We start from the raw sequence: 23,185 nt of genomic DNA, 5'->3' as shown, positions 1-23,185 counted from the left end.
GTCAGGTTCAACACTCGAGTTCGGGTGTGGGTTTGGTTTTTCTTGCAAACCACCACAGCGTGGCGGCCCCAAGCAGGGTTGTCAGCACGGCCAGCATCAGGATCACCCGCTGCGTGCCCAAAGGCGCTGCCAGCAAGGCCACCAGTAAACCGGCCAAGGGCTGCGACAGGTTGTTCAGCAACGTCATCACGCCCACGGTCTTGCCGAAGTCTTGAGGTGGAATCACCCGCTGCCGAATCGTACGCATGTAGACGTTGAACATTTTATCGAAGCCAACGATCAGCAAAAAACCGAGCCCATAGCCGATCAAATTTGGGCTCAGGGCGCTGATGAATGCGCCGATGGCAATCAATGAATAGCCAGCGCAACCCAATACCCGCAGCGGCAGCTCCACCCGAGCGAGAAAAAACAGGATCAGGATGGTTGTCACGGCACCGGCCGCTTGCAGTCCTGCATAAGCATCCTTGTCGGCGCTGTACTGGCCGATCACCATGGCCGCCGAAGTGGCCAGGGTTACGCCGACGATCAGATTGACGCCGACCGCCAGAGCGATGATTTTTTTCAACTGCGCCAAATCACGGATATGCGCGAAAGCGATACGCAAAGGCTGCAGCCAGAGGTCCTGATGCTGCTCGAACACCGGTAGCGTCATACGGCTGAGGCGCTGCCACGCCAGCATGCTCAGGTCTGCCAGCAGGAACAGCCCGGCGACCCAGAGCACCACCCAATGCCAGGCCCACACCTCCAGCATCAGAGCCGCCACCAGGGGGCCGAGGACCAATCCGGTCTGGTCAGCGATCTGAGAGTAGGACAGGGTCTTGGTGTAGCTGTAATGCTCGAAGACAGACGGCATCAGCACTTCGCGAGCCATGATGCCTTGTGTGGTCAGCACCCCGCACACGGCTGACAGCACCACCAACCAGGCGATGCCCCCCACTGCTGCGTAGCACGCCATCGCCAGCACACACAGCAATGCCCGATAGATCTGGCTGATATGCAGGATCCTGATCGGCGAGTACTTGTCGCACAGCGCGCCGCACAACGGAAACGCGAGAAACCGCGGCAGTGATTCAACGAAAAACGCCAGCCCGGCCCACGAGGCGCTGTTGGTGGTCTGGAACACCACCAGCGGAACCATGAACAACAAGATTTGATCCGCCAGCCTCGAGAGAAACAGCGAGGTGAAAAAGGCGAGGTAGTCCTTACGCATAAAGACCTCCTTCAAATAGATCTGTTTATTTAGGTGAAGACAGCGAGACCGCCCATAAAAGAAAGCCCCTCCCGCCAGGCTGATGCGCAACCTGACGGGAAGGGCTGTAGAACACTGTAAAACTTCCCTGTAATGCCCGTAGCAGCTGTCGAGCTTTAGCGAGGCAGCTGCTACGGGGCGGGGTGTCAGGCCACGAACTGCTCCGCGTAGTGGCAAGCCACCTGACGGTTATCCAGCGCCCGCAGTTGCGGCTCCTCGGTGCTGCAGCGTGCCGTCGCGTACGGGCAGCGTTTGTGGAACGCACAGCCGGGCGGCGGGTTCAGGGGGTTGGGCAACTCGCCGACGATTTTTATCTTCGGTTTGTTCGGGTCCGGGTGAATGGTCGGTGTCGCCGACAGCAACGCCTGGGTGTAGGGGTGCAGCGGACGCGCGTAGATGTCTTGCTTGGGGCCCACTTCCACCGGGCGGCCGAGGTACATCACCATCACGTCATCGGCGACGTGCTGCACCACCGCCAGGTTGTGGGAGATGAACACGTAGGCAGTGTTGAATTCCTGCTGCAAATCCATGAACAGGTTGAGTACCTGGGCCTGGATCGACACGTCCAGCGCCGAGGTCGGTTCGTCCGCCACCAGCACTTTCGGTTGCAGCATCATGGCGCGGGCCAGGGCGATACGCTGGCGCTGCCCCCCGGAGAACATGTGCGGGTAGCGCTGATAGTGCTCGGGGCGCAGGCCCACCTGTTTCATCATCGCCTGCACTTTCTCGCGGCGTTCGGCGGCGGACAGGTTGGTGTTGATCAGCAGCGGTTCGCCCAACTGATCGCCGACCTTCTGGCGCGGGTTCAACGAGGCATACGGGCTCTGGAACACCATCTGCACGTCTTTGCGCAATTGCTTGCGCTGGGCCTTGTCGGCACCGGCGACTTCCTGGCCGGCGATTTTCAGTGAGCCCGACGACGGTTCTTCAATCAGCGTCAGCGCACGGGCCAGGGTGGATTTGCCGCAACCCGACTCGCCCACCACGGCGAGGGTCTTGCCGGCTTCCAGTTCAAATGACACACCATTAAGCGCGCGTACCAGCGCATGGCCCTTGAACAGGCCACGGGACACTTCGTAGTGACGGGTCAGGTCGCGGGCGGTAAGAACGACGGCCATTACGCCACCTCCTGGTTCAAGGGGTAGAAGCAGCGCGCAAGGCTGTTGGATTTAGGGTCGAGACCCGGACGGCTCTGACGGCAGTTTTCCTGCACATACGGGCAACGCGGCGACAGCAGGCAGCCTTGCGGGCGGTCATAACGGCCGGGCACGATGCCGGGCAACGTGGCCAGGCGCGTGGCGCCCAGGCTGTGCTCCGGAATCGCCTTGAGCAACGCTTCGCTGTAGGGGTGCGCCGGAATGTCGAACAGCTGCGGCACCTGGCCGACTTCCACGGCTTGGCCGGCGTACATCACGCACACGCGCTGGGCGGTTTCCGCGACGACGGCAAGGTCATGGGTGATCAGCACCAGGCCCATGTTCTGCTCTTTTTGCAGGGCCAGCAGCAGGTCCATGATCTGCGCTTGAATCGTTACGTCCAACGCGGTGGTCGGTTCATCGGCGATCAGCAGTTTCGGCTCGCCGGCGATGGCCATGGCGATTGCCACGCGCTGGCTCATACCGCCGGACAGTTGGTGCGGGTAGGCGTCCATACGGCTGGCGGCGCCCGGGATCTCGACTTTTTCCAACAGTTCGATGGCGCGCTTGCGCGCTTGCTTGCCGGACATTTTCAGGTGCAGGCGCAGCACTTCTTCAATCTGGAACCCCACGGTGTAGCTGGGGTTCAGCGCGGTCATCGGGTCCTGGAACACCATTGCCAGGTCTTTGCCGACAATCTGGCGACGCTGGCGGTTGCTCAGCTTGAGCATGTCCTTGCCGTCGAAGGTCAGCGCGTCGGCGGTGACGATGCCGGGGTGCTCGATCAGGCCCATCAGCGCCATCATGGTCACGGATTTACCCGAACCCGACTCGCCAACGATGGCCAGGACTTCGCCTTTGTCGACAGAAATGTCGAGGCCATCGACCACCGGCACGGCGGTTTTGTCGCCGAAGCGCACATTGAGATTCTTGATTTCTAACAGTGACATGGGAATCTCCTCAGGCGGCGTTCTTGAGTTTCGGGTCCAGCGCATCGCGCAGGCCGTCACCCATCAAGTTGATTGCCAGCACGCTGAGCAAAATGGTCAGCCCCGGCAGGCTCACAACCCACCAGGCGCGTTCGATGTAGTCACGGGCCGAAGCCAGCATGGTGCCCCACTCAGGCGTTGGCGGTTGTACGCCAAGGCCAAGGAAGCCCAGCGCCGCGGCGTCGAGGATCGCCGAGGAGAAGCTCAGGGTCGCCTGTACGATCAGCGGCGCCATGCAGTTGGGCAGCACGGTGACGAACATCAGGCGCGGCAGGCCGGCACCGGCCAGGCGTGCGGCGGTCACGTAGTCGCGGTTCAGTTCGCCCATCACTGCGGCACGGGTCAGGCGCACATAGGACGGCAGCGACACGATCGCGATGGCGATCACGGTGTTGATCAGGCCAGGGCCGAGGATCGCGACAATGGCAACGGCCAGCAGCAGCGACGGCAGGGCCAGCATGATGTCCATCAGACGCATGATGGTCGGGCCGAGCAAGCGCGGGAAGAACCCGGCGAACAGGCCCAGCAGGATGCCCGGGATCAGCGACATCACCACCGACGACAAACCGATCAGCAACGACAAGCGCGAACCCTGAATCAGGCGCGAGAGCAGGTCACGGCCCAGTTCGTCGGTGCCAAGCAGGAACTGGATCTGCCCGCCTTCGAGCCACGACGGCGGCGTGAGCAGGAAGTCGCGGTATTGCTCGCTGGGGTTATGCGGCGCCACCCAGGGCGCAAAGATCGCGCAGAACACGATCAGCAACATGAACAGCAGGCCGGCAACCGCGCCTTTGTTCTTGGAGAAGGCTTGCCAGAATTCTTTGTACGGGGACGGGTACAGCAGGCTTTGATCGACTGCCGACGCTTGTGTAGGTGTGGTCATGGTCATGATCTCAGCGCTGGTGACGGATGCGTGGGTTGGCGAAGCCGTAGAGGATATCCACCACGAAGTTCACCAGGATCACCAGGCAGGCGATCAGCAGAATGCCGTTTTGCACCACCGGGTAGTCCCGCGCGCCGATGGCTTCGATCAGCCATTTGCCGATGCCGGGCCACGAGAAGATGGTTTCGGTGAGTACCGCACCGGCCAACAGGGTGCCGACTTGCAGACCGACCACGGTGAGCACCGGGATCAGCGCGTTGCGCAGGCCGTGTACGAACACCACGCGGGCCGGCGACAGGCCCTTGGCCTTGGCGGTACGGATGTAGTCTTCGCGCAGCACTTCGAGCATCGATGAACGGGTCATCCGCGCGATCACGGCCAGCGGGATGGTGCCGAGCACGATGGCCGGCAGGATCAGGTGGTGCAGCGCGTCCCAGAATGCGTCCGGCTCGTCAGCCAGCAGCGTGTCGATGAGCATGAAGCCGGTGCGCGGCTCGATGTCGTAGAGCAGGTCGATACGCCCGGAAACAGGGGTCCAGCCCAGGCTTACCGAGAAGAACATGATCAGGATCAGGCCCCACCAGAAGATCGGCATCGAATAACCCGCCAGGGAGATGCCCATCACCCCATGGTCGAACAGGGATCCTCGCTTCAAGGCCGCGATCACCCCGGCCAACAGGCCCAGGATACCGGCGAACAACAGGGCGGCCATGGACAGTTCCAGGGTCGCGGGGAAGAGGGCGGTGAACTCGGTCCACACGCTGGTGCGGGTGCGCAGCGATTCGCCAAGGTCGCCCTGGGCGAGCTTGCCGACATAGTCCAGGTACTGCGCATACAACGGCTTGTTAAGGCCAAGGCGTTCCATTGCCTGTGCGTGCATCTCGGGGTCGACGCGCCGCTCGCCCATCATGACTTCGACGGGATCGCCAGGGATCATGCGTATCAACGCAAACGTGAGCAACGTGATGCCGAAAAACGTGGGGATCAATAACCCCAGTCGGCGGGCAATAAAACTAAACATCTTGGTGTGTACCTCAATCAGCCGGTTAGGCAGGTCCGGCACCGTCCTGGTGGACGGTGCCGAGCGTTTCTCTTATTTACTTCACCTGGGTAGTGGCGAAGTTATTGGTGGTCAGAGGGCTTTGGGTATACCCCTCGACGTTTTTACGCATGGCGGTAAACATTTTCGGGTAGGCCATGGGGATCCAGGGTTGGTCCTTGGCGAAAACGTCCAGTGCTTGTTGATAGAGTGCGGCGCGTTCCTGGGGTTCAGCGTCGGCGCGAGCCTTGTCGATCAAGGCCTGAAACTCTTTGTTACACCAACGGGCGTAGTTTTCGCCGTTTTTGGCTGCGTCGCAACTCAGGTTCGGCGTGAGGAAGTTGTCCGGGTCGCCGTTGTCACCGGCCCAGCCGGCGGAAACCATGTCGTGCTCGCCGTTTTTAGCACGCTTGAGCATCTCGCCCCATTCCATGACTTTGATATTGACCTTCAGGCCGATCTGCGCCAAATCCGCCTGCATGCGCTGGGCGCCGAGCATTGGGTTAGGGTTGGTCGGACCACCGCCGTTACGGGTGAACAGGGTGAACTCAGTGCCTTCCGGCACGCCGGCTTCCTTGAGCAGGGCACGGGCCTTGTCCAGGTCGCGCTCGGGGTTTTTCAGCTTGTCGTTGAAGCCCAGCAAGGTCGGCGGATACGGGCCGGTGGCGTCGACGGCGTTGCCTTTGCCGTACAAGGATTCGTTGTAGCCTTTCTTGTCGAACGCGATGTTGATCGCGTGACGCACCCGCGCGTCGCTCATGTACTTGTGGGTGGTGTTCAGGGCGGTGTACGCGGTGGTCATCGCCGCCAGTTCATCGACTTTCAGGTTCGGGTCTTTCTTGATGCTCGGGATGTCATCCGGCTTTGGATACAGTGCGACCTGGCACTCGTTGGCCTTGAGCTTCTGCAGGCGCACGTTGTTGTCGGTCGTGATTGCCAGGATCAGCGGATCGGCCGGCGGCTTGCCACGGAAGTACTCCGGGTTGGCCTTGAAGCGCACCTGAGCGTCCTTGGCATAGCGGGTGAAGATGAACGGGCCGGTGCCGATCGGCTTGGCGTTCAGGTCATCGGTCTTGCCGGACTTGAGCAACTGATCGGCGTATTCGGCCGAGTGAATCGAGGAGAACGCCATGGCCAGGTCGGCCAGGAACGGCGCTTCAGGGCGGGTAAGGGTAAAGACGACGGTGTGATCGTCGGTCTTCTCCACGCTCTTGAGCAGTTCCTTGAAGCCCATGCTTTCAAAGTACGGATAGCCCACGTTGGACTTGTTGTGCCACGGGTGTTTCGGGTCCAGTTGGCGCTGGAAGCTCCACAGCACGTCGTCGGCATTCAGGTTACGCGTGGGTTTGAAGTAGTCGGTGGTGTGGAACTTGATGTCATCGCGCAGATGGAAGGTGTAGGTCAGCCCATCAGCGCTGATTTCTGGCAGATCCTTGGCCAAGGCCGGTACCACTTCGGTGGTGCCGGGCTTGAAGTCGACCAGGCGGTTGAACATGGTTTCAGCAGCGGCGTCGGCGGTGACGGCGGTCGTGTACAGCACCGGGTCAAAACCTTCAGGACTGGCTTCGGTGCAGACCACCAGTGGTTTGGCCGAAATGCCGACAGCCACGCTCAACAGCGCAGCCGCCATGGCGGCTTGTAACGGAAGCATTTTCATTCATAACCCTCTGCAATCGATGGGACCAGACAAACGTAGACGGCAGGCTCGTCCTGAGCCCGCCGTCTACCGGGTGCTAGTTAAAGAATGTTGAATGGGACGGTGGTGACCAGACGGAACTCTTTGATGTTGCCGTCAGCCTGTTGAGCGCTGCCACGGTGTTCGACGTAAGTCGCACGAATCGCGGTGGCCTTGAGTGGCCCGCTCTGCACGGCGTAAGCCGCGCCTACACCGTATTCCTGGTGTTTCTCGCCATCCATCAAGCGCAAGTCGCTACGTGACTTGCCAGCTTCGCCATAGGCGGTGCCGTTGTAGTGAGTACCGTCGATGCCCCAGCCGCGTGCCGAGTAGACGTTGAACTTCAGGCCAGGCACGCCGTATTCGGCCATGTTGATGGCGTAGGCCACCTGGAAGGACTTCTCGTTCGGGCTGTTGAAGTCGGACGTCAGGGAGTTGGCCAGGTAGATGCCGTTGGTTTCGTGCAGGTAGTCGAAGTACTCGTCACCATTCACTTCCTGATACGCGAAGGTCAGGGTGTGAGCCTGGTGAGTCAGTCCCAGGGACAACGAGTAGGTATCGTTGTCGATGTTGCCCATCTTCTTGCTGCCGGTGTCGGTGGTCTTGTAGTAGTTCAAGCCGGTGGTCAGTGCCAGGGTCTGCGCATCACCCAATTCGTTGGTGGCACCGAAGTAGTACTGGTTCCAGAAGTCTTCGACGTTAGCCGCGAATACGCTGGTTTTCAGGCTCTTGAACGGCTGGTAGTTGAAGCCCAGTGTTTTGACCTTGTCGGTTTTCTGGCCATTGCCGTATTCGGAGACGAATTTCGTCAGACTTTGCTCGGTCCGTGGCGAAACGCGATCGAAGATACCGCCCTGGAACGACAGGTTGCTGAACTCTTCGCTGTTGAAGCTCACACCTTCGAAGCTCGATGGCAGAGCACGGTTCCCGATGGTGTCGACGATGCCGCTGCTGAAGTTCTGGCGACCGGCGGTCAGAGTGGTGTTGGACACGCGGAACTGCATGTTGGCCAGGCCCAGTTTGCTCCACTGGTCTACGGCGTTGCCATCCGAGTCGGCCAGTGTGCGGTTGGAGCCGCCCTTGATGTCACGCTTGCTACGATCCAGAACCAGGGCGTTGTACACCGCCAGTTCGGTCTTGACGCCTACAGTGCCCTGGGTGAAACCCGAGCTGGCGTTGATGATGGTGCCCTGTACCCAGTTGGTGCGGTTACGGTCGGTTTCAGTTTTACCGTGTTTTGTGTAGGAAAAGGTGCCGCCACGGTATTTGCTTTCGTGGGAGTACCAGTTACGCGTGGTGCCGCCCAGGCTGAAATCTTCGATAAAACCTTTGGCCTCGCTTTGCGCGCTGGTGCCGGCCAGTGTCGTCGGAACGAAGTCCTGGCTGACGGGTTCAGCGTAGGCGGTGGCCGTGATGCTGCTGATGGCCAGGGCCAGAAGCGCTTTGCTGCTCAGTTTCATGGGTGGAGCTCCTTTGGTTCTCTTTTTTATGCCGGTCTTTTTAGGTGAACCGGCTATTGGGTGTGTAACTCGTTCAAGCTGTTGCAAACGTTTGCTGTAGGAAAAATCCTAATAAAAGCCTGCGCGTTTGCAGCAAGGCGGTTAAGCCTTGCTCAATCCGGTTATTTTCTTATGGGGTGATACTGACGCCCGAGAACACGTTGCGGCCGAAGGGGCTGACTTTGAACCCTTCGACTTTGGCGCTTAACGGTTGGTTGACCGTCGAGTGGGCGACAGGCGTGATTGGCACTTGCTGTTTGAGCAATTGCTGCGCCTGCTTGTAGAGAACAGTCCGTTGTTCGCGGTCGGTGACGACCTTGGCTTGCTTGATCAGCTTGTCGTACGCCGGGTCACACCACATGGAGTAGTTGTTCCCGCCGATGGCGTCGCAGCTGTAGAGGGTGCCCAGCCAGTTGTCCGGATCACCATTGTCGCCGGTCCAACCGATCAGGCTGATGTCGTGCTCACCGTTCTTGGTGCGCTTGATGTACTCGCCCCACTCGTAGCTGACGATCTTCACTTTCAGGCCGATTTTGGCCCAATCGTTCTGCAGCATCTCGGCCATCAGCTTGGCGTTGGGGTTGTAGGGGCGTTGTACCGGCATCGCCCACAGGGTGATTTCGGTGCCTTCCTTCACGCCGGCGGCCTTGAGCAGTTCCTTGGCTTTTTCCGGGTTGTAGGCCGCGTCCTTGATGGTGTCGTCGTAGGACCACTGGGTCGGCGGCATGGCGTTGACCGCCAGTTGCCCCGCGCCCTGGTACACGGCATTGAGGATGCTTTGCTTGTTCACCGCCATGTCCAGCGCCTGGCGCACTTCGAGTTGGTCGAAAGGCTTGTGGCGCACGTTGTAGGCGATGTAGCCAAGGTTGAAGCCGGGCTTGGTCAGCAGTTGCAGCTTCGGGTCGGCCTTGAGCGCGTCGATGTCAGCCGGGCGCGGATGCAGGGTGATCTGGCATTCGCCGGCCTTGAGTTTCTGCACGCGCACCGACGCGTCGGTGTTGATGGCGAAGATCAACTGATCGAGCTGGACTCGGCTCGGGTCCCAGTACTGTTTGTTGCCCGCATAACGGATCTGCGAGTCTTTCTGGTAGCGCTGGAACACGAACGGCCCCGTGCCGATCGGCTTCTGGTTGATGTCGCTGGGCTTGCCGTCCTTGAGCAACTGTTCGGCATATTCAGCCGACAGGATCGATGCAAAGCTCATGGCGATGTTCTGCACGAACGCGGCGTCCACCGTGTTGAGGGTCATCACCACGGTGTACGGGCCGGTCTTCTCGACCTTGGCGATGTTCTTGTTCAGGCTCATCCCGTTGAAGTACGGAAACTCGGTGGGGTAGGCCTTACGAAACGGATGGTCGGGGTCCAGCATGCGGTTGAAGGTGAACAGCACGTCGTCGGCATTGAAGTCCCGCGTCGGCTTGAATTCCTTGTTGCTGTGGAACTTCACTCCTTCACGCAGGTGGAAGGTGTAGGTCAGGCCGTCGTCGGAGATATCCCACTTGGTCGCCAAGCCAGGCACCACATTGGTCGCGCCCTTTTCAAACTCAACCAGGCGGTTGTACAGCGGCTCGGCTGCGTCGTTATCGGTGGCGGTGGTGTATTGCGCGGTATCAAAGCCCGCCGGGCTGCCTTCAGAGCAGAACACCAGGCTCTTCTTGTCGGCGGCCTGGCCCAGGGTGGCCACGGCCAGCAGGCTGGTGCCAAAAATAGCGGATAGAACGGAGGTATGGCGCATGACGATCCCGATCCTTGTTTGTAGTTGTCATCAGTGAGCAATCACCCTGCCTTTCGGACAGGGCGACATCACTGATCCCACGCACGGCAAGTGCCTTTCCTAAGTTGGCTCCTCTGCTGTCCTACAACGTTAGGAGTCGTGGACTTCGCAGTAAATGCGCCAAAATGGATTGACCTTGTAGGCAACGGGACCGTTTATCGCAGTTCGTTGCTGTAAGAAGCATCGCTTGCGAATGTGGTCCGTTTCCTAGGGTCAAGCGAATGCATAACGGCGACGTTTATGAAACGTCGCCGCCAATGATCCTTACTTGCCGCTAACGCTGACGCCGTAGAAAGAATTCAAGCCAAACGGGCTGATCTTGAAGTCCTGCACGGTGTTACGCATGGGTTGATACACCGTCGAGTGCGCGATAGGTGTCATCGGGACTGCATCTTTGAGGATATGTTGCGCCTGCTTGTACAGCTCGGTGCGTTTGGCGACATCCGACGTAGCCTTGGCTTCCTTCACGATGCCGTCGAATTTTTTGTCGCACCATTTGGAGAAGTTGTTACCGGCCAGCGAGTCGCAGCCGAACAGCACGTTCAGCCAGTTGTCCGGGTCACCATTGTCGCCGCTCCAGCCAATGATCATGGCCTGGTTCTCGCCGCCTTTGGAGCGCTTGATGTACTCGCCCCATTCGTAGCTGGTGATCTTGACCTTGAGGCCGATCTTGGACCAGTCGTTCTGCAGCATTTCAGCCATCAGCTTGGCGTTCGGGTTGTACGGACGCTGAACCGGCATGGCCCACAGCACGATCTCGGTGCCTTCCTTGACGCCGGCTTCCTTGAGCAGCGCCTTGGCTTTTTCAGGGTCGTACTTGGCGTCCTTGATGGTGGTGTCATAGGACCATTGGGTCGGTGGCATGGCATTGACGGCCAGTTGGCCCGCGCCCTGGTACACGGAGTCGATGATCTGCTGCTTGTTCACCGACATGTCCAGCGCCTGGCGTACGCGCAGGTCCGCCAGTGGGTTTGGCTGGTCGCTGCCCTTGATCTTGTCCATGACGTTGTAGGCAACGTAGCCCAGGTTGAAACCGGCCTGGTTCGGCAGTTTCAGGTCCTTGTCCTCACCCAGCGCCTTCAGGTCGGCCGGACGTGGGAACAGGGTGATCTGGCATTCGTTTTTCTTGAGCTTCTGGATGCGCACCGACGGGTCGGTGGTGATGGCGAAGATCAGGTTGTCGATCTTCACGTCTTCAGGCTTCCAGTAGTCCTTGTTGCCGGTGTAACGAATATTGGAGTCTTTCTGGTAGCTCTTGAACACGAACGGGCCGGTGCCGATCGGCTTCTGGTTGATGTCCTGCGGCGTGCCGTTTTTCAGAAGCTGGGCGGCATATTCGGCCGACTGGATCGACGCGAAGCTCATGGCCAGGTTCTGGATGAACGCGGCGTCCACGGTGCCAAGGGTGAACTTGACGGTGTGGGCATCGACTTTCTCGATGTTCTTGATGTTGGTGTCCATCCCCATGTCCGTGAAGTACGGGAACTCGGTGGGGTAGGCCTTACGGAATGGATCGTCTTTGTTGATCATTCGGTTGAAGGTGAACAGCACGTCGTCAGCCGAGAATTCACGAGTCGGCTTGAAATACGGGGTGGTGTGGAACTTGACGCCTTCGCGCAGATGGAAGGTGTACGTCAGGCCATCCGGGGACACGTCCCAGCGGGTGGCCAGGCCAGGAACCACGGCGGTGCCGCCACGTTCGAACTGGCTCAGGCGGTTGAACATGGTTTCGGCCGAGGCATCGAAGTCTGTTCCGGTGGTGTACTGGCCTGGATCAAAACCGGCCGGGCTCCCTTCGGAGCAGAACACCAGGTTAGTTGCCGCGTGGGCAAAAGGGGCCGCGGCCAAAAGGCCCGCGCTCACTAATAACGGAAGGACTGCGTGTTTAAGCATGTTGGCCTCATGATTTGTTGTCATTTTTGGTGGTGAGGGCGACCTCGTGAGTCGGCCTGCGGATACTTATGCAGGCGCCATACCCATTGCAAGATGCTGAACCGCTGCAAGGCTCAAAGAGTGGTACGAACGTACAGGAATGTCGCAATTATGAAACTTTCGACATATTTACGTATATTTTGAGGGTTTTTTAGGTGCAATGGTCGCACCAAAGCGGCCCAGCCGAGGCGTCTGGCGCACTCGGTTGGGGCGTTCTTGTTACTTCTCCAGACTCACACCATAGAACGGCGTCAGTCCGAAGGGGCTGATTTTGAAATCTTGTACTTCTTTTCGTAACGGCTGGAAAACCGTCGAGTTCGCAATAGGCGTTATAGGCACTTGTTCCTTAAGGATTTTTTGCGCCTGTTGATACCACTTGATGCGCTGCTCGCGGTCGCTGCTGAGCTTGGCCTGCTGCACCAGTGTGTCGTAGGCCGGGTTACACCATTTGGCGTAGTTGCTGCCCTTGACCGCGGCACAACTGTAGAGCACGCCGAGCCAGTTATCCGGGTCGCCGTTGTCGCCGGTCCAGCCGTAAATCATGGCGTCATGCTCGCCGTTTTTGGCGCGCTTGATGTATTCGCCCCACTCATAGCTGACGATGTTGGCCTTGATGCCAATCTTTTCCCAGTCCTGCTGGATCATCTGCGCCGACATGCGCGCATTCGGGTTGGACGCGCGTTGTACGGTCATTGCCCACAGGTTGATGGTGGTTCCCGGTGCAACCCCTGCTTCTTTTAGTAGCGCCCTGGCCTTGGTCGGATCGTGGGGCGCGTCCTTGATGCTGGGGTCATAAGACCACTGCGCCGGTGGCAGGGCGTTCTGCGCCAATTGTCCGGCGCCTTGGTATACCGCCTTGATAATCGCCGGTTTATCGATGGCCATGTCCAGGGCCTGGCGCACCTTGAGCTGGTCCAGCGGCGGGTGGGTCACGTTGTAGGCCAAAAAGCCCAGGTTGAAGCCGGCTTGTTGCAGCACGCGCAGGTTGGGGTCCTGTTTCATCACCTCGATGTCGGCCGGGCGTGGATAACCGCTGACCTGGCACTCGCCAGCCTTGAGTTTTTGCAGGCGCGAGGCGGCGTCCGGGGTGATGGCGAACACCAGGTTGTCGAGTTTCACATCCTCGGGTTTCCAATACTGTTTATTGGCGACGTAGCGAATCTGCGAATCCTTCTGGTAGCGCTTGAACACGAAGGGTCCGGTGCCCACCGGCTTCTGGTTGATGTCTTCGGCTTTACCCTGCTGCAGTAACTGGGCGGCGTATTCGGCGGACTGTACCGAAGCGAAGCTCATGGCCAGGTTTTGCACGAACGAGGCATCCACGTTGTTGAGGTTGAAGCGCACGCTGTGCTCGTCGAGTTTTTCGACGCTCTTGATCGTAGTGTTCAGGCCCATGTCGGTGAAGTAGGGCGACTCGGACGGGTAGGCCTTGCGAAACGGGCTTTGAGCATCGAGCAGGCGATTGAAGGTGAACAGCACATCATCGGCGTTGAAGTCGCGCGTGGGGGTGAAGAAGTCGGTGGTATGAAACTTGACGCCTTCGCGCAGGTGGAAGGTATACGTCAGGCCGTCCTTGGACACCTCCCAGCGTGTCGCCAGGCCAGGCTCGACCTCGGTGCCGCCGCGCTTGAACTGAGTCAGGCGGTTGAACACGGTTTCGGCGGAGGCATCGAAGTCGGTGCCGCTGGTGTACTGGCTGGGGTCGAAGCCGGCGGGGCTGGCTTCGGAGCAGTAGACCAGGGTACTCGCCGCCTGGGCGATCGGCATGAAAGCCAACAGGCCGGCAGCGAGGATGAGCGGTTTTAAGGCGATTCTTTCCATAAAGACCCCTGAAGTGGCAGGCATGTATAAAGCTGCCCAAACGAAAACGGCGGTACCCGAGGGTACCGCCGTTCAGTGGCGTCAGGTAGGGCTTATTGAGTTGCCGGCTCTTGGTCCACTACGACAGACAGCTCTATCTGGGTAGGTGCCTGTTTGTCGATGACATAGACCTGTTCGCCGTCGCTGTTGATGTCATTGCTGGGAGAGATCGTGAACGTGCGCTTGGTGGTGATCAGCGCACCCGGTACCCGTTGGACATCCTGGTCTGGATTGGCAATGGGGTTTTTCGAGGTGAAGTGCACCTGCGCCTGTTGCGTCACCTTGTCGTATTCAATGGTGATCTGCGTATCTCCACCGGTCAGATAGTAACCATCCCTGAGACCGGAATCCGGCTGATTCATGTGCGTGGTGCCTTCGGCCAGGGAGCCTTGGTGGGCAACTTCGGAGATACGCGCCCGCAACACCGGATCGGGGATCAGCGTCTCCAGTTGTTGGAGCCTGTCTCGCTTGAGGCCCTCTTCGGTCGTTGCAGAGCTGCTCAGTTCAGTCTGAGTCACCCGGCCATTTTCCTTGGTGACCACGGTATATCGCAGGCGGTGGATGTCTTTGGTGAAACTGTCGGAGTATTCGCCATTGGCCAAAGGTGTCGTGCGCGCCGTTTCTGCGGGCGCGACGGCGAACGGCTTGTCCTCCAGCGTCCAGGACACGCCGAGTTTTCTTTTGACCACTCCATTCTCTTCAAAGAATGCACTGGAGGATTCATAGCGAATGCGATCATCCATCAGCAGGTAGTCATTAAATTTTTCAGCCGCCTGGATTTTGCTGCCGTCCAGTTCGAGAAACGTGTCCGAAAACTTGCCGGGTGTCTTGAGTTCGTTGCTGGGGGTCGGCGAAGGCTTGCGTTGCCAAGGCCATGTGCGTGCGCCGCCTGGACCGATACCGCGTACCCATTCGCCGTCCGCGCCGGCATGCACCGTCATCACCGGTTTGCGGGTCACGGGGTCAATGATCTGTACGTAATCGTGACTCAGTTTGAAGTCGCTCTTGATTTCGTACACGTTGAGAACGCCTGTTGCATCCTTGTACTGGATATACCAGTGATCGATCTGGGCACTGTCTTTAAGTTGATGGATACCTTTGGCATTGCGCGTGGCACGCTCAAGAACGGTTTCGCCATCGGGCACGGCATAGGCACTGATGTCGGCGGTTCGTGAAGGTTGAAGGCGGTTTGCGATGGGCTCACCGACCGGCTTGGCCGGTTCAGGTGCGACAGGTGTTGTATTTTCCTCAGCCAGCTCTGAGGTTTCCAGGTATTCGCCGGCGGCGGCTTCCCCCGTCTCGACCCCGTTGAGGGCCCGGGTTGCGCCACCGGCCACTACCGGCAGCGCATTGAGCACGCCGAACACAATATGGTCTGCGCCGCCTGGCTTGCCATGCTTGAGGTCGTCGGCACCGATTCCAACTTCGGCGGCGCCTGCCGCGACGTAAAACACCTCCAGTGCCACCGCGACTTCAGGCATGACCAGGGCAAGCGGCGTCATCAGCAGGGCTATCTTGGTGGTGGTTTCCAGGACTTCAAGGATCGTGGCCTTGGTGACATCGCCGTCGGTGGTGATCTCTGTTTCGGCGTCGACGTAGGAGCGTGCCTTTTGCCGCTGGGTCATGACCTTGAACGGGTCGTCGGACAAGGGTTCGGTGGTGATGAACGTTTGTGGGTCGAATTCATTCAGGCGCTCAAGCGGGCCGGCGTCGTCGGCGTCTTTTCTCGACCATCCTCCCAGGCCGGTCAACGTCTGGTTCACGCCGTCGGAGAAGTATCGATTGGCTTGGTCGCGCAGCTGAAAGTGCATCGACAGTGCTTCACGCTTGACGGGGTCCGCGGCTTGCTCGGCCAACCAATTCTTCATCTGCGCCGGGCTGTCAAAGCTGTGGATCGGTGACGAGTTGCCCGGGATATACAGCAGCGTGGGGTTGATCGTTTTACCGTCAGCGGCGGTCCTGGATTTTTTGTCGGTGATGTAGAGCAGGTCCGTGGACTGGAAACCATTGATCTTGAGCAGCCCGACCTCCACGCTGGGGTCTTTCACGCGCGAGCTCTTCAAATCGTCCAGGGTCAAGCTCGACCAGGTGGTGTCCAGCGGTACGCCCGCGGCCCGCATCACCAGGTTGGTATTGTGCTCGTTCAGGCTGTCATTGTTGAATTGAGCCAGGGCGGCGCCGATAAACGAGGCCTTGCTCGTTTGCGCGTATTTTTGTTCATGCGCAGGCCAGAACGTGTTCAGGAAATCTACATACGGTTTACTCCGGTCGGTGTTCCATACAATGTCCCGGAACTGTGCAGGCGTTTCGGGTAGCAATGTCCTCTGGTTGTAAAGCTGCGGCATATCCGGGTCTGTACCGGTAAAGATACCCTCGTAAGTCTTTTTTGCATGCACTTGCATGTCGATGCTATCAATCAGTGCTGGCAGCGGAGCCAGCGGTGCAAAGCGGTTCAGCCAGGTATGCAGGGTCGAGCGGTTTTTTTCGGCCGCCGTCTGATGTTCATCGGTTTTATTGGCGCGTTGTACGTTGTGAAGCGCGGCTTGGGTCAGTGAGATTTTATTGAGAACTTTGCCGTCCGCGGGTTTTGGTTTCTTGGGGTCGTAGTTCAAGGTGGTGATAAATGTATTGTCTGGATCAATGTCCTTGCCCCAGCGTTTTTTCAATTCGGCACGGATAATGTCCGAGGTGCTTTGGGTGGGTGTTTTGAAACCTTGGGTTGAGGCCGCGATAAATTTATCAACGGCCGGGTTATGCGGGAGCCCTGGAATGAGCGTCTGATGATGATTCCGTCGTTTTGGAGACTTTTGTCGGGAGACCGGATGGCGGTATGTCGTGGTTGTTTCGGCAGGGCTTGTGTCGTTGATGGCAGGTTTCGGTGGGGTGCTGGTTGAAGAAAAATTACGCGTGGGTGTAGTTGTGAGCATTGGATAGTTACCTCAACAGGTAGGGAGTTTGTAGAACGCTTCCTTTACTTGCGTGAGATAAGTGACCGTTAGGGTTCCGATTCAAGAAGATCGGCCCATTTGCTAATGTTGCCTTGCGCAACTTTTGCAATACTTATTGTGGGGGAGAATAGTGTTCGCTGGGTAAACAGATGCCTTCAGCGTGGTTGTTAGTATTGTTGTGTGTAACAAACAATGTGTATTGATAAAGCATGTAATGCTTAGCGGTAAACGATGCGCCCTGAGGGCGCACCGACATTTATCCACCAGCGCTTATTGCAGCACTTCAACCACCCCATCAGCGACCATGTTGACCTTGCTGGTGCCGGCTTCCACTTCGGGGGTCGGCGCCGAATCCGCCATGGACGCTTTCATCATCATCCCACCGCGCTCAAAGGGCTGCGGGTAGCCGTTTGTGTTGAAGTTGAGGTTGACGATCTTGTAGCCCTTGCCGCCCAACGCGTCGGTTGCCAACTGGGCGCGTGCCTTGAACGCGTCCACTGCTTCTTTGAGTAGGGCGTCTTCGCTGGACTTGCGCGTGGTGTCGGCGATGGCAAAGTCCATGCTGCCCATTTTCAGGGTATTGAGCAGTTCGCCGGTCAGTTTGGACAGCGCCGGGAAGTCTGCGCTTTCCAGGCGCAGTTCGGCGCGTTCACGCCAGCCGGTGATCTTTTGGCTCTTGTTGTCGTAGATCGGGTAGCTGTTGCGGCTGCCCTGGCGCAAGGTCACGGCCTTGACTTCACGGGCCTGGCCCAGGGCCTGGTTCATCGCGGTGGTGATTTCGGCGGCGAGCTTGGCCGGGTCGGCGTTTTGCGACTCGGTGTAGAGGGTGACGATCATTTTGTCGCGGGCCACTTCCTGGCTGACTTCGGCGCGCAGGGAGATCTGGTTGTAATGCAGCTCGTCGGCGGCCAGTGCCGGAAGGCTGGCCAGGGTGCCGATGCTGAGGGTGATAACGGCCGCGCTGCGAGTGAAACGAGACATGGAAGCTCCTTGAGGTTATTCGTATCGGTATGACTGTAGACGGTGGGATCGGGTTCTTCGGGTTTACACATCACCTACAAAATGTCGTGGTGCCGACGAGCGGTCATTTGCGCGGACTGCGTCAAAGAGCCACACGCGCCGTGCCGGCGTGTCTGCTTCGTTTATACTCCTGCCGATCCGCCAGCAGCGCCCACCGGGAGAGCTCATGCTCGCCGCCGTAAAACTGACTTCCGCCACCCGCCAGAACCTCTGGCGCCTGACGTTCATTCGTACCCTGGTCCTGGCCGCCCAGGCCGGTTCGGTGGGGCTTGCCTATTGGTTCGACCTGTTGCCGCTGCCCTGGTTGCCACTGGGCGTGACTCTCGGGTTCTCCACCGTACTCTGCGTGTTTACCGCGATCCGGTTGCGCACCACCTGGCCGGTGACTGAGCTGGAATACGCCCTGCAGCTGGCCTGCGACCTGTTTATCCACAGTGTGTTGCTGTATTTCTCCGGTGGTTCCACCAATCCGTTCGTTTCCTATTACCTGGTGCCGCTGACCATCGCCGCAGTGACATTGCCGTGGCGCTACTCGGTGGTGCTGTCGGGCATCGCGCTGACCTTGTACACCCTGCTGCTGGCGCAGTTCTACCCATTGCAGACCTTTCCCATCGCCCGCGAAAACCTGCAGATCTACGGGATGTGGCTGAGTTTCGCACTGTCTGCCGCAGTCATTACCTTCTTCGCCGCGCGCATGGCCGAAGAGCTGCGCCGCCAAGAGGAGCTGCGCGCCATTCGCCGTGAAGAAGGCCTGCGCGACCAGCAACTGCTGGCCGTCGCCACCCAGGCCGCCGGTGCCGCCCATGAGTTGGGCACGCCGCTGGCGACCATGAGCGTTTTGCTCAACGAAATGACTCAGGACCATCACGACCCGGTACTGCAGGAAGATCTCGGCGTACTGCGTGAACAGGTCAAGCAGTGCAAGCAGACCTTGCAACAACTGGTGCGCGCCGCCGAAGCCAATCGCCGCCTGGCGGTGGAGATGCAGGACGTGACCCAGTGGCTCGATGAAGCCCTCAATCGCTGGCACCTGATGCGTCCCGAAGCCAGCTACCGCTTCCATCTGCTGGGGCAGGGCACCGTGCCGCGCATGGCGCCGCCTCCGGACCTGACCCAGGCGCTGCTCAACCTGCTCAACAATGCCGCCGACGCTTGCCCCGAAGGCCTGGGCGTACAGTTGGACTGGGATCTGGAGCACGTCACCATCAGTATTCGCGACCACGGCGCGGGCGTGCCGCTGGCCATTGCCGAGCAGATCGGCAAACCTTTCTTTACCACCAAGGGCAAAGGCTTCGGCCTGGGCCTGTTCTTGAGCAAGGCCAGCGTGACCCGCGCGGGCGGCTCAGTGAAGCTCTATAGTCATGAGGAAGGTGGCACGCTCACCGAGCTGCGCCTGCCCCGTGTCGCACGAGGAGATATCGATGAGTGATGAGATCCAAGTCGAAGGCGAAGAACTGCCGCACCTGTTGCTGGTAGACGACGATGCTACCTTTACCCGCGTGATGGCGCGCGCCATGAGCCGTCGCGGTTTCCGCGTGAGCACCGCGGGCTCCGCCGAGGAGGGCCTGACCATTGCCCAGGCCGACCTGCCGGACTACGCTGCGCTCGACCTGAAAATGGACGGCGATTCCGGCCTGGTGCTGCTGCCCAAGCTGCTGGAACTGGACCCGGAGATGCGCGTGGTGATCCTCACCGGTTACTCCAGCATCGCCACCGCCGTCGAGGCCATCAAGCGCGGCGCCTGCAACTACCTGTGCAAGCCGGCGGACGCCGACGACGTGCTGGCGGCGTTGCTCTCCGAGCACGCCGACCTCGACACCCTGGTGCCGGAAAACCCGATGTCGGTGGACCGCCTGCAATGGGAACACATCCAGCGCGTGCTGACCGAGCACGAAGGCAATATCTCCGCCACCGCCCGCGCCCTGGGCATGCACCGCCGTACCCTGCAACGCAAGTTGCAAAAGCGCCCGGTACGACGCTGAACCTAGGCTGAACGACCCGCCTCAGGCCGCACGGAGCCCTGAACCGATCAACTATGATCGGTTCAAACGCCTGTCACCTTTTTCCTACCGAGCCTGAACAATGAATCAGAACGCTGAGTACTCTGCGGTCAACGACGCGGTGCGTGGGCAGTTTTTCCGTCGAACCTGGGCGATGATCACGCCGTACTGGCGCAGCGAAGAGAAGGGCAAGGCCTGGTTGCTGCTGGCCGTGGTGATTGGCTTGTCGCTGTTCAGCGTGGCCATTTCCGTGTGGCTCAACCATTGGTACAAGGACTTCTACAACGCCCTGGAGAACAAAGACACCGCAGCCTTCTGGCAGCAGATCCTCTATTTCTGCGGCATTGCGGCGGTGGCGATTCTCGGCGCGGTGTACCGCCTGTACCTGACCCAGATGCTGACCATTCGCTGGCGGGCGTGGCTCACCGAAAAGCACTTTGCGCGCTGGCTGGGGCACAAGAACTACTATCAGCTGGAGCAGGGCGGCTATACCGATAACCCGGACCAGCGGATCTCCGAAGACCTTAACAGCTTCACTTCCAGTACCTTGAGCCTGGGCCTTGGGCTGTTGCGCAATGTCGTCAGCCTGGTGTCGTTTTCCGTCATCCTGTGGGGCGTGTCGGGCAGCATTGAAGTGTTCGGTGTCACCATTCCCGGCTACATGTTCTGGTGTGCGCTGGTCTACGCCGCCGTCGGCAGTTGGCTGACGCACCTGATCGGCCGTCGTTTGATCGGCTTGAGCAACCAGCAACAACGGTTCGAAGCGGACCTGCGTTTTTCCATGGTGCGAGTGCGGGAGAATGCCGAGAGCATCGCCCTGTACAACGGCGAGCCCAACGAGAATCAGCGTCTGAGCGCACGTTTCGGCAAGGTCTGGCATAACTACTGGGACATCATGAAAGTCTCCAAGCGTCTGACGTTCTTCACCGCGGGCTACGAGCAGATTGCGACCGTCTTTGCGTTTATTGTGGCAGCGCCACGTTACTTTTCCGGCAAGATCGAACTGGGCGAGCTGATGCAGATCAACTCGGCGTTCGGCAATGTGCAGGGCAACTTCAGCTGGTTTATCAGCGCCTACTCCGATCTGGCCGGCTGGCGTGCGACCAGCGACCGTCTGCTGAGTTTCCAGCAGGCCATGACCGAAAACGAGCAGCGCCCGGCGGCCATCGATGTGAGTGCGCAGGGCGAACGCCTGGTGGTGCAAGGCTTGGGCATGAATCTGGCCGATGGCCGCCACTTGCTGACGGACGCCAACATGAGTGTGGAGCCGGGTGAGCGCGTCATGCTCAGCGGCCGTTCCGGCAGCGGCAAGAGTACGCTGTTGCGCGCGATGGGCCATCTCTGGCCGGCAGGTCACGGCAGCATTCGTCTGCCGGCCAAACGTTACCTGTTCCTGCCGCAGAAGCCCTACCTGCCGATTGGCACACTCAAGGCCGTGTTGAGTTATCCACAGGACGACAGCGTCTACTCGGCAGAACGTTATGCACAGGTCCTGGAAACTTGCCGCTTGCCACATCTGGTCGAACGCCTGGACGAAGCCAATCACTGGCAGCGCATGCTCTCACCGGGCGAGCAACAGCGCCTGGCGTTCGCCCGCGCCTTGTTGTACGCGCCGCAATGGCTGTACATGGATGAGGCTACCTCGGCCATGGATGAAGAGGATGAGGCGACGTTGTACCAGGCGTTGATCGATGAACTGCCGGGGCTGAGCATCGTCAGCGTCGGGCATCGCAGCAGTCTCAAGCGTTTCCACGGGCGGCATGTGCGGATTGAGGGTGGCTGGCTTCAGGAGCAACCGGTTTAAAGCCTTGCTCGGTCAATGTGGGAGGGTGCAAGTCGAATCGTCGCACCGCTCCTCCCACATTTGACCTCAGTGTTTTCGCGAGTGAGCGGCAACAAAAAAAGCCCGGCTGATCATCGATCAGCCGGGCTTTTTTGTGTCGCTTGAAAATAACTTACTTCTTCAAGCCGTAATGCTCATCGAGCATGCCAGGGGCGTTTGGCGTTTTTGGCGCGTAGTCCCTTGGTGGCTCCTGGTTTTCCCGGGGTGGGGTCAGGCGTTCCCGTGGGGTTTGCGGTGCATCGGAATGCAGCGCGGCCAGCAGGCGCTGACGGGTGATGTCGTCGAGGGCCAGGCGGTTTGCGCCATCGGCGAGATGATCCTGTACTTCCTGGTAGCTCTGGGTGAGCTTCTTGACCAGGGTGGCGGTGCTATTGAAGTGGGTAACAACCTCGTTCTGATAACTGTCAAAACGTTCCTGAATGTCATCCAGCTGACGCTGCGTGCGGTTAGGCGCGGCATTCGGCAGCAGGCGAGCAACCAGGAATCCAATGGCGACACCGGCAACCAGGGCAAGAGTCGGCAACAACCAAACTAAGAGCGAGTGTTCCACGAGTCCTTCCTCTATAAACGGCTTTGCTTTACGTTAACGGCTCGGACCTGCGCTGTATACCGCGATTAAGCTCGCAATGATGCCATGCACAGACTTTTAGCTAGACGAGTCGACCCTTTGAGAGGTCACGGAGTTCATCCTTGCTCATGCGTGAAACCCCCGTTTTGATCGATGGCCCGGTGGGTCAACTGGAAGCCTTGTACCTCGATCACCCCGAGCCACGTGGCCTGGCGCTGATCTGCCACCCCAACCCGGTGCAGGGCGGGACCATGCTCAATAAAGTCGTTTCGACCCTGCAACGCACCGCCCGCGATGCCGGTTTGATTACTTTGCGTTTCAATTACCGTGGCGTCGGTGCAAGTGCCGGCAGCCACGACATGAGCACCGGCGAAGTCGACGATGCCGAAGCGGCCGTCACCTGGTTGCGCGAAAAACACCCGAACCTGCCGATCACCTTGCTCGGTTTTTCCTTCGGTGGCTACGTGGCCGCCAGCCTCGGTGGCCGTCTGGAAGCCAAGGGCGAAAAACTCGCACACCTGTTCATGGTCGCCGCCGCCGTGATGCGCCTGCGCGACACGGATGCGCTGCCTCAAGGCTGCCCGTTGACCCTGATCCAGCCGGAAACCGACGAAGTGGTCGACCCGCAACTCGTCTACGACTGGTCCGCGGCCCTGAAACGCCCCCATGAGCTGCTGAAAGTGGCAGAATGCGGGCACTTTTTTCATGGCAAGCTCACCGATCTGAAGGATCTGGTGCTGCCGCGCCTCTCGAATTGATAGCAGTCTGAT

General features: G+C 59.3%; 17 protein-coding genes. 4 read left to right on the top strand and 13 right to left on the bottom strand.

Going from position 1 to position 23,185, the window contains the following annotated elements:
- Window positions 1–7 precede the first annotated feature (7 nt).
- The 12 genes from V6M90_RS07710 to V6M90_RS07655 all read right to left on the bottom strand — a co-directional run bounded on the left by V6M90_RS07710 (window position 8) and on the right by V6M90_RS07655 (window position 17,965).
- Window positions 8–1,210: an MFS transporter gene (locus V6M90_RS07710; protein ID WP_332846274.1), complete on the bottom strand. Its 1,203-nt coding sequence runs from the start codon at window positions 1,208–1,210 to the stop codon at window positions 8–10.
- Window positions 1,211–1,395: 185 nt separating this feature from the next.
- Window positions 1,396–2,367: a peptide ABC transporter ATP-binding protein gene (locus V6M90_RS07705; RefSeq protein WP_078731542.1), complete on the bottom strand. Its 972-nt coding sequence runs from the start codon at window positions 2,365–2,367 to the stop codon at window positions 1,396–1,398.
- Entirely contained in the window at window positions 2,367–3,335 is a 969-nt protein-coding gene (locus tag V6M90_RS07700; RefSeq protein ID WP_003171718.1) for an ABC transporter ATP-binding protein, read from the bottom strand. The genes V6M90_RS07705 and V6M90_RS07700 overlap by 1 nt, the downstream gene beginning before the upstream one ends.
- A gap of 10 nt (window positions 3,336–3,345) precedes the next feature.
- On the bottom strand, window positions 3,346–4,257 hold the full coding sequence (locus V6M90_RS07695) for an ABC transporter permease subunit (RefSeq protein ID WP_042944169.1): 912 nt from the start codon (window positions 4,255–4,257) through the stop codon (window positions 3,346–3,348).
- A 10-nt stretch (window positions 4,258–4,267) separates the two neighbouring features.
- Window positions 4,268–5,278: an ABC transporter permease subunit gene (locus V6M90_RS07690; protein ID WP_003171721.1), complete on the bottom strand. Its 1,011-nt coding sequence runs from the start codon at window positions 5,276–5,278 to the stop codon at window positions 4,268–4,270.
- A 76-nt stretch (window positions 5,279–5,354) separates the two neighbouring features.
- Window positions 5,355–6,953: an ABC transporter substrate-binding protein gene (locus tag V6M90_RS07685; protein WP_332846273.1), complete on the bottom strand. Its 1,599-nt coding sequence runs from the start codon at window positions 6,951–6,953 to the stop codon at window positions 5,355–5,357.
- A gap of 80 nt (window positions 6,954–7,033) precedes the next feature.
- Window positions 7,034–8,431, bottom strand: coding sequence for an OprD family outer membrane porin (locus tag V6M90_RS07680; RefSeq protein ID WP_332846272.1), 1,398 nt, complete (start codon window positions 8,429–8,431; stop codon window positions 7,034–7,036).
- Between the two features lie 169 nt (window positions 8,432–8,600).
- Window positions 8,601–10,205 carry an ABC transporter substrate-binding protein gene (locus tag V6M90_RS07675; protein ID WP_003171725.1) on the bottom strand — a complete coding sequence of 535 codons (1,605 nt, stop codon included), beginning with the start codon at window positions 10,203–10,205 and terminating at the stop codon, window positions 8,601–8,603.
- Between the two features lie 303 nt (window positions 10,206–10,508).
- Window positions 10,509–12,137: an ABC transporter substrate-binding protein gene (locus V6M90_RS07670; RefSeq protein WP_003171726.1), complete on the bottom strand. Its 1,629-nt coding sequence runs from the start codon at window positions 12,135–12,137 to the stop codon at window positions 10,509–10,511.
- A 258-nt stretch (window positions 12,138–12,395) separates the two neighbouring features.
- Window positions 12,396–13,997, bottom strand: a complete 1,602-nt coding sequence (locus V6M90_RS07665) for an ABC transporter substrate-binding protein (protein ID WP_003171727.1) — start codon at window positions 13,995–13,997, stop codon at window positions 12,396–12,398.
- 92 nt (window positions 13,998–14,089) lie between these two features.
- Window positions 14,090–16,963, bottom strand: coding sequence for a dermonecrotic toxin domain-containing protein (locus V6M90_RS07660; RefSeq protein WP_332846271.1), 2,874 nt, complete (start codon window positions 16,961–16,963; stop codon window positions 14,090–14,092).
- 291 nt (window positions 16,964–17,254) lie between these two features.
- Window positions 17,255–17,965 (bottom strand): SIMPL domain-containing protein, encoded by a 711-nt coding sequence (locus V6M90_RS07655; RefSeq protein WP_003171729.1) that lies wholly within the window; start codon window positions 17,963–17,965, stop codon window positions 17,255–17,257.
- A gap of 205 nt (window positions 17,966–18,170) precedes the next feature.
- Between V6M90_RS07655 and V6M90_RS07650 the strand changes: the two genes are divergently transcribed.
- The 3 genes from V6M90_RS07650 to V6M90_RS07640 all read left to right on the top strand — a co-directional run bounded on the left by V6M90_RS07650 (window position 18,171) and on the right by V6M90_RS07640 (window position 21,808).
- On the top strand, window positions 18,171–19,433 hold the full coding sequence (locus V6M90_RS07650) for an ATP-binding protein (protein ID WP_003171730.1): 1,263 nt from the start codon (window positions 18,171–18,173) through the stop codon (window positions 19,431–19,433).
- Window positions 19,426–19,986, top strand: coding sequence for a response regulator transcription factor (locus V6M90_RS07645; RefSeq protein ID WP_003171731.1), 561 nt, complete (start codon window positions 19,426–19,428; stop codon window positions 19,984–19,986). Before V6M90_RS07650 ends, V6M90_RS07645 begins: the two co-directional genes overlap by 8 nt.
- A gap of 100 nt (window positions 19,987–20,086) precedes the next feature.
- On the top strand, window positions 20,087–21,808 hold the full coding sequence (locus V6M90_RS07640) for an ABC transporter ATP-binding protein/permease (RefSeq protein WP_141064358.1): 1,722 nt from the start codon (window positions 20,087–20,089) through the stop codon (window positions 21,806–21,808).
- Between the two features lie 151 nt (window positions 21,809–21,959).
- Here the strand turns inward: V6M90_RS07640 and V6M90_RS07635 are convergent, their stop codons facing one another.
- Complete coding sequence (locus tag V6M90_RS07635; protein WP_003171734.1) at window positions 21,960–22,397, bottom strand: YhcB family protein; 438 nt, start codon at window positions 22,395–22,397, stop codon at window positions 21,960–21,962.
- A 146-nt stretch (window positions 22,398–22,543) separates the two neighbouring features.
- Between V6M90_RS07635 and V6M90_RS07630 the strand changes: the two genes are divergently transcribed.
- Window positions 22,544–23,173 carry an alpha/beta hydrolase gene (locus V6M90_RS07630; protein WP_141064373.1) on the top strand — a complete coding sequence of 210 codons (630 nt, stop codon included), beginning with the start codon at window positions 22,544–22,546 and terminating at the stop codon, window positions 23,171–23,173.
- The last annotated feature ends 12 nt before the right edge of the window (window positions 23,174–23,185 follow it).

It is taken from the genome of Pseudomonas lactucae (assembly GCF_036688725.1).
In the GTDB taxonomy this organism is placed as follows: domain Bacteria; phylum Pseudomonadota; class Gammaproteobacteria; order Pseudomonadales; family Pseudomonadaceae; genus Aquipseudomonas; species Aquipseudomonas lactucae.
The sequence above is the reverse complement of the archived record's forward strand: the minus strand, read 5'-3'. Positions and strand labels throughout refer to the sequence as shown.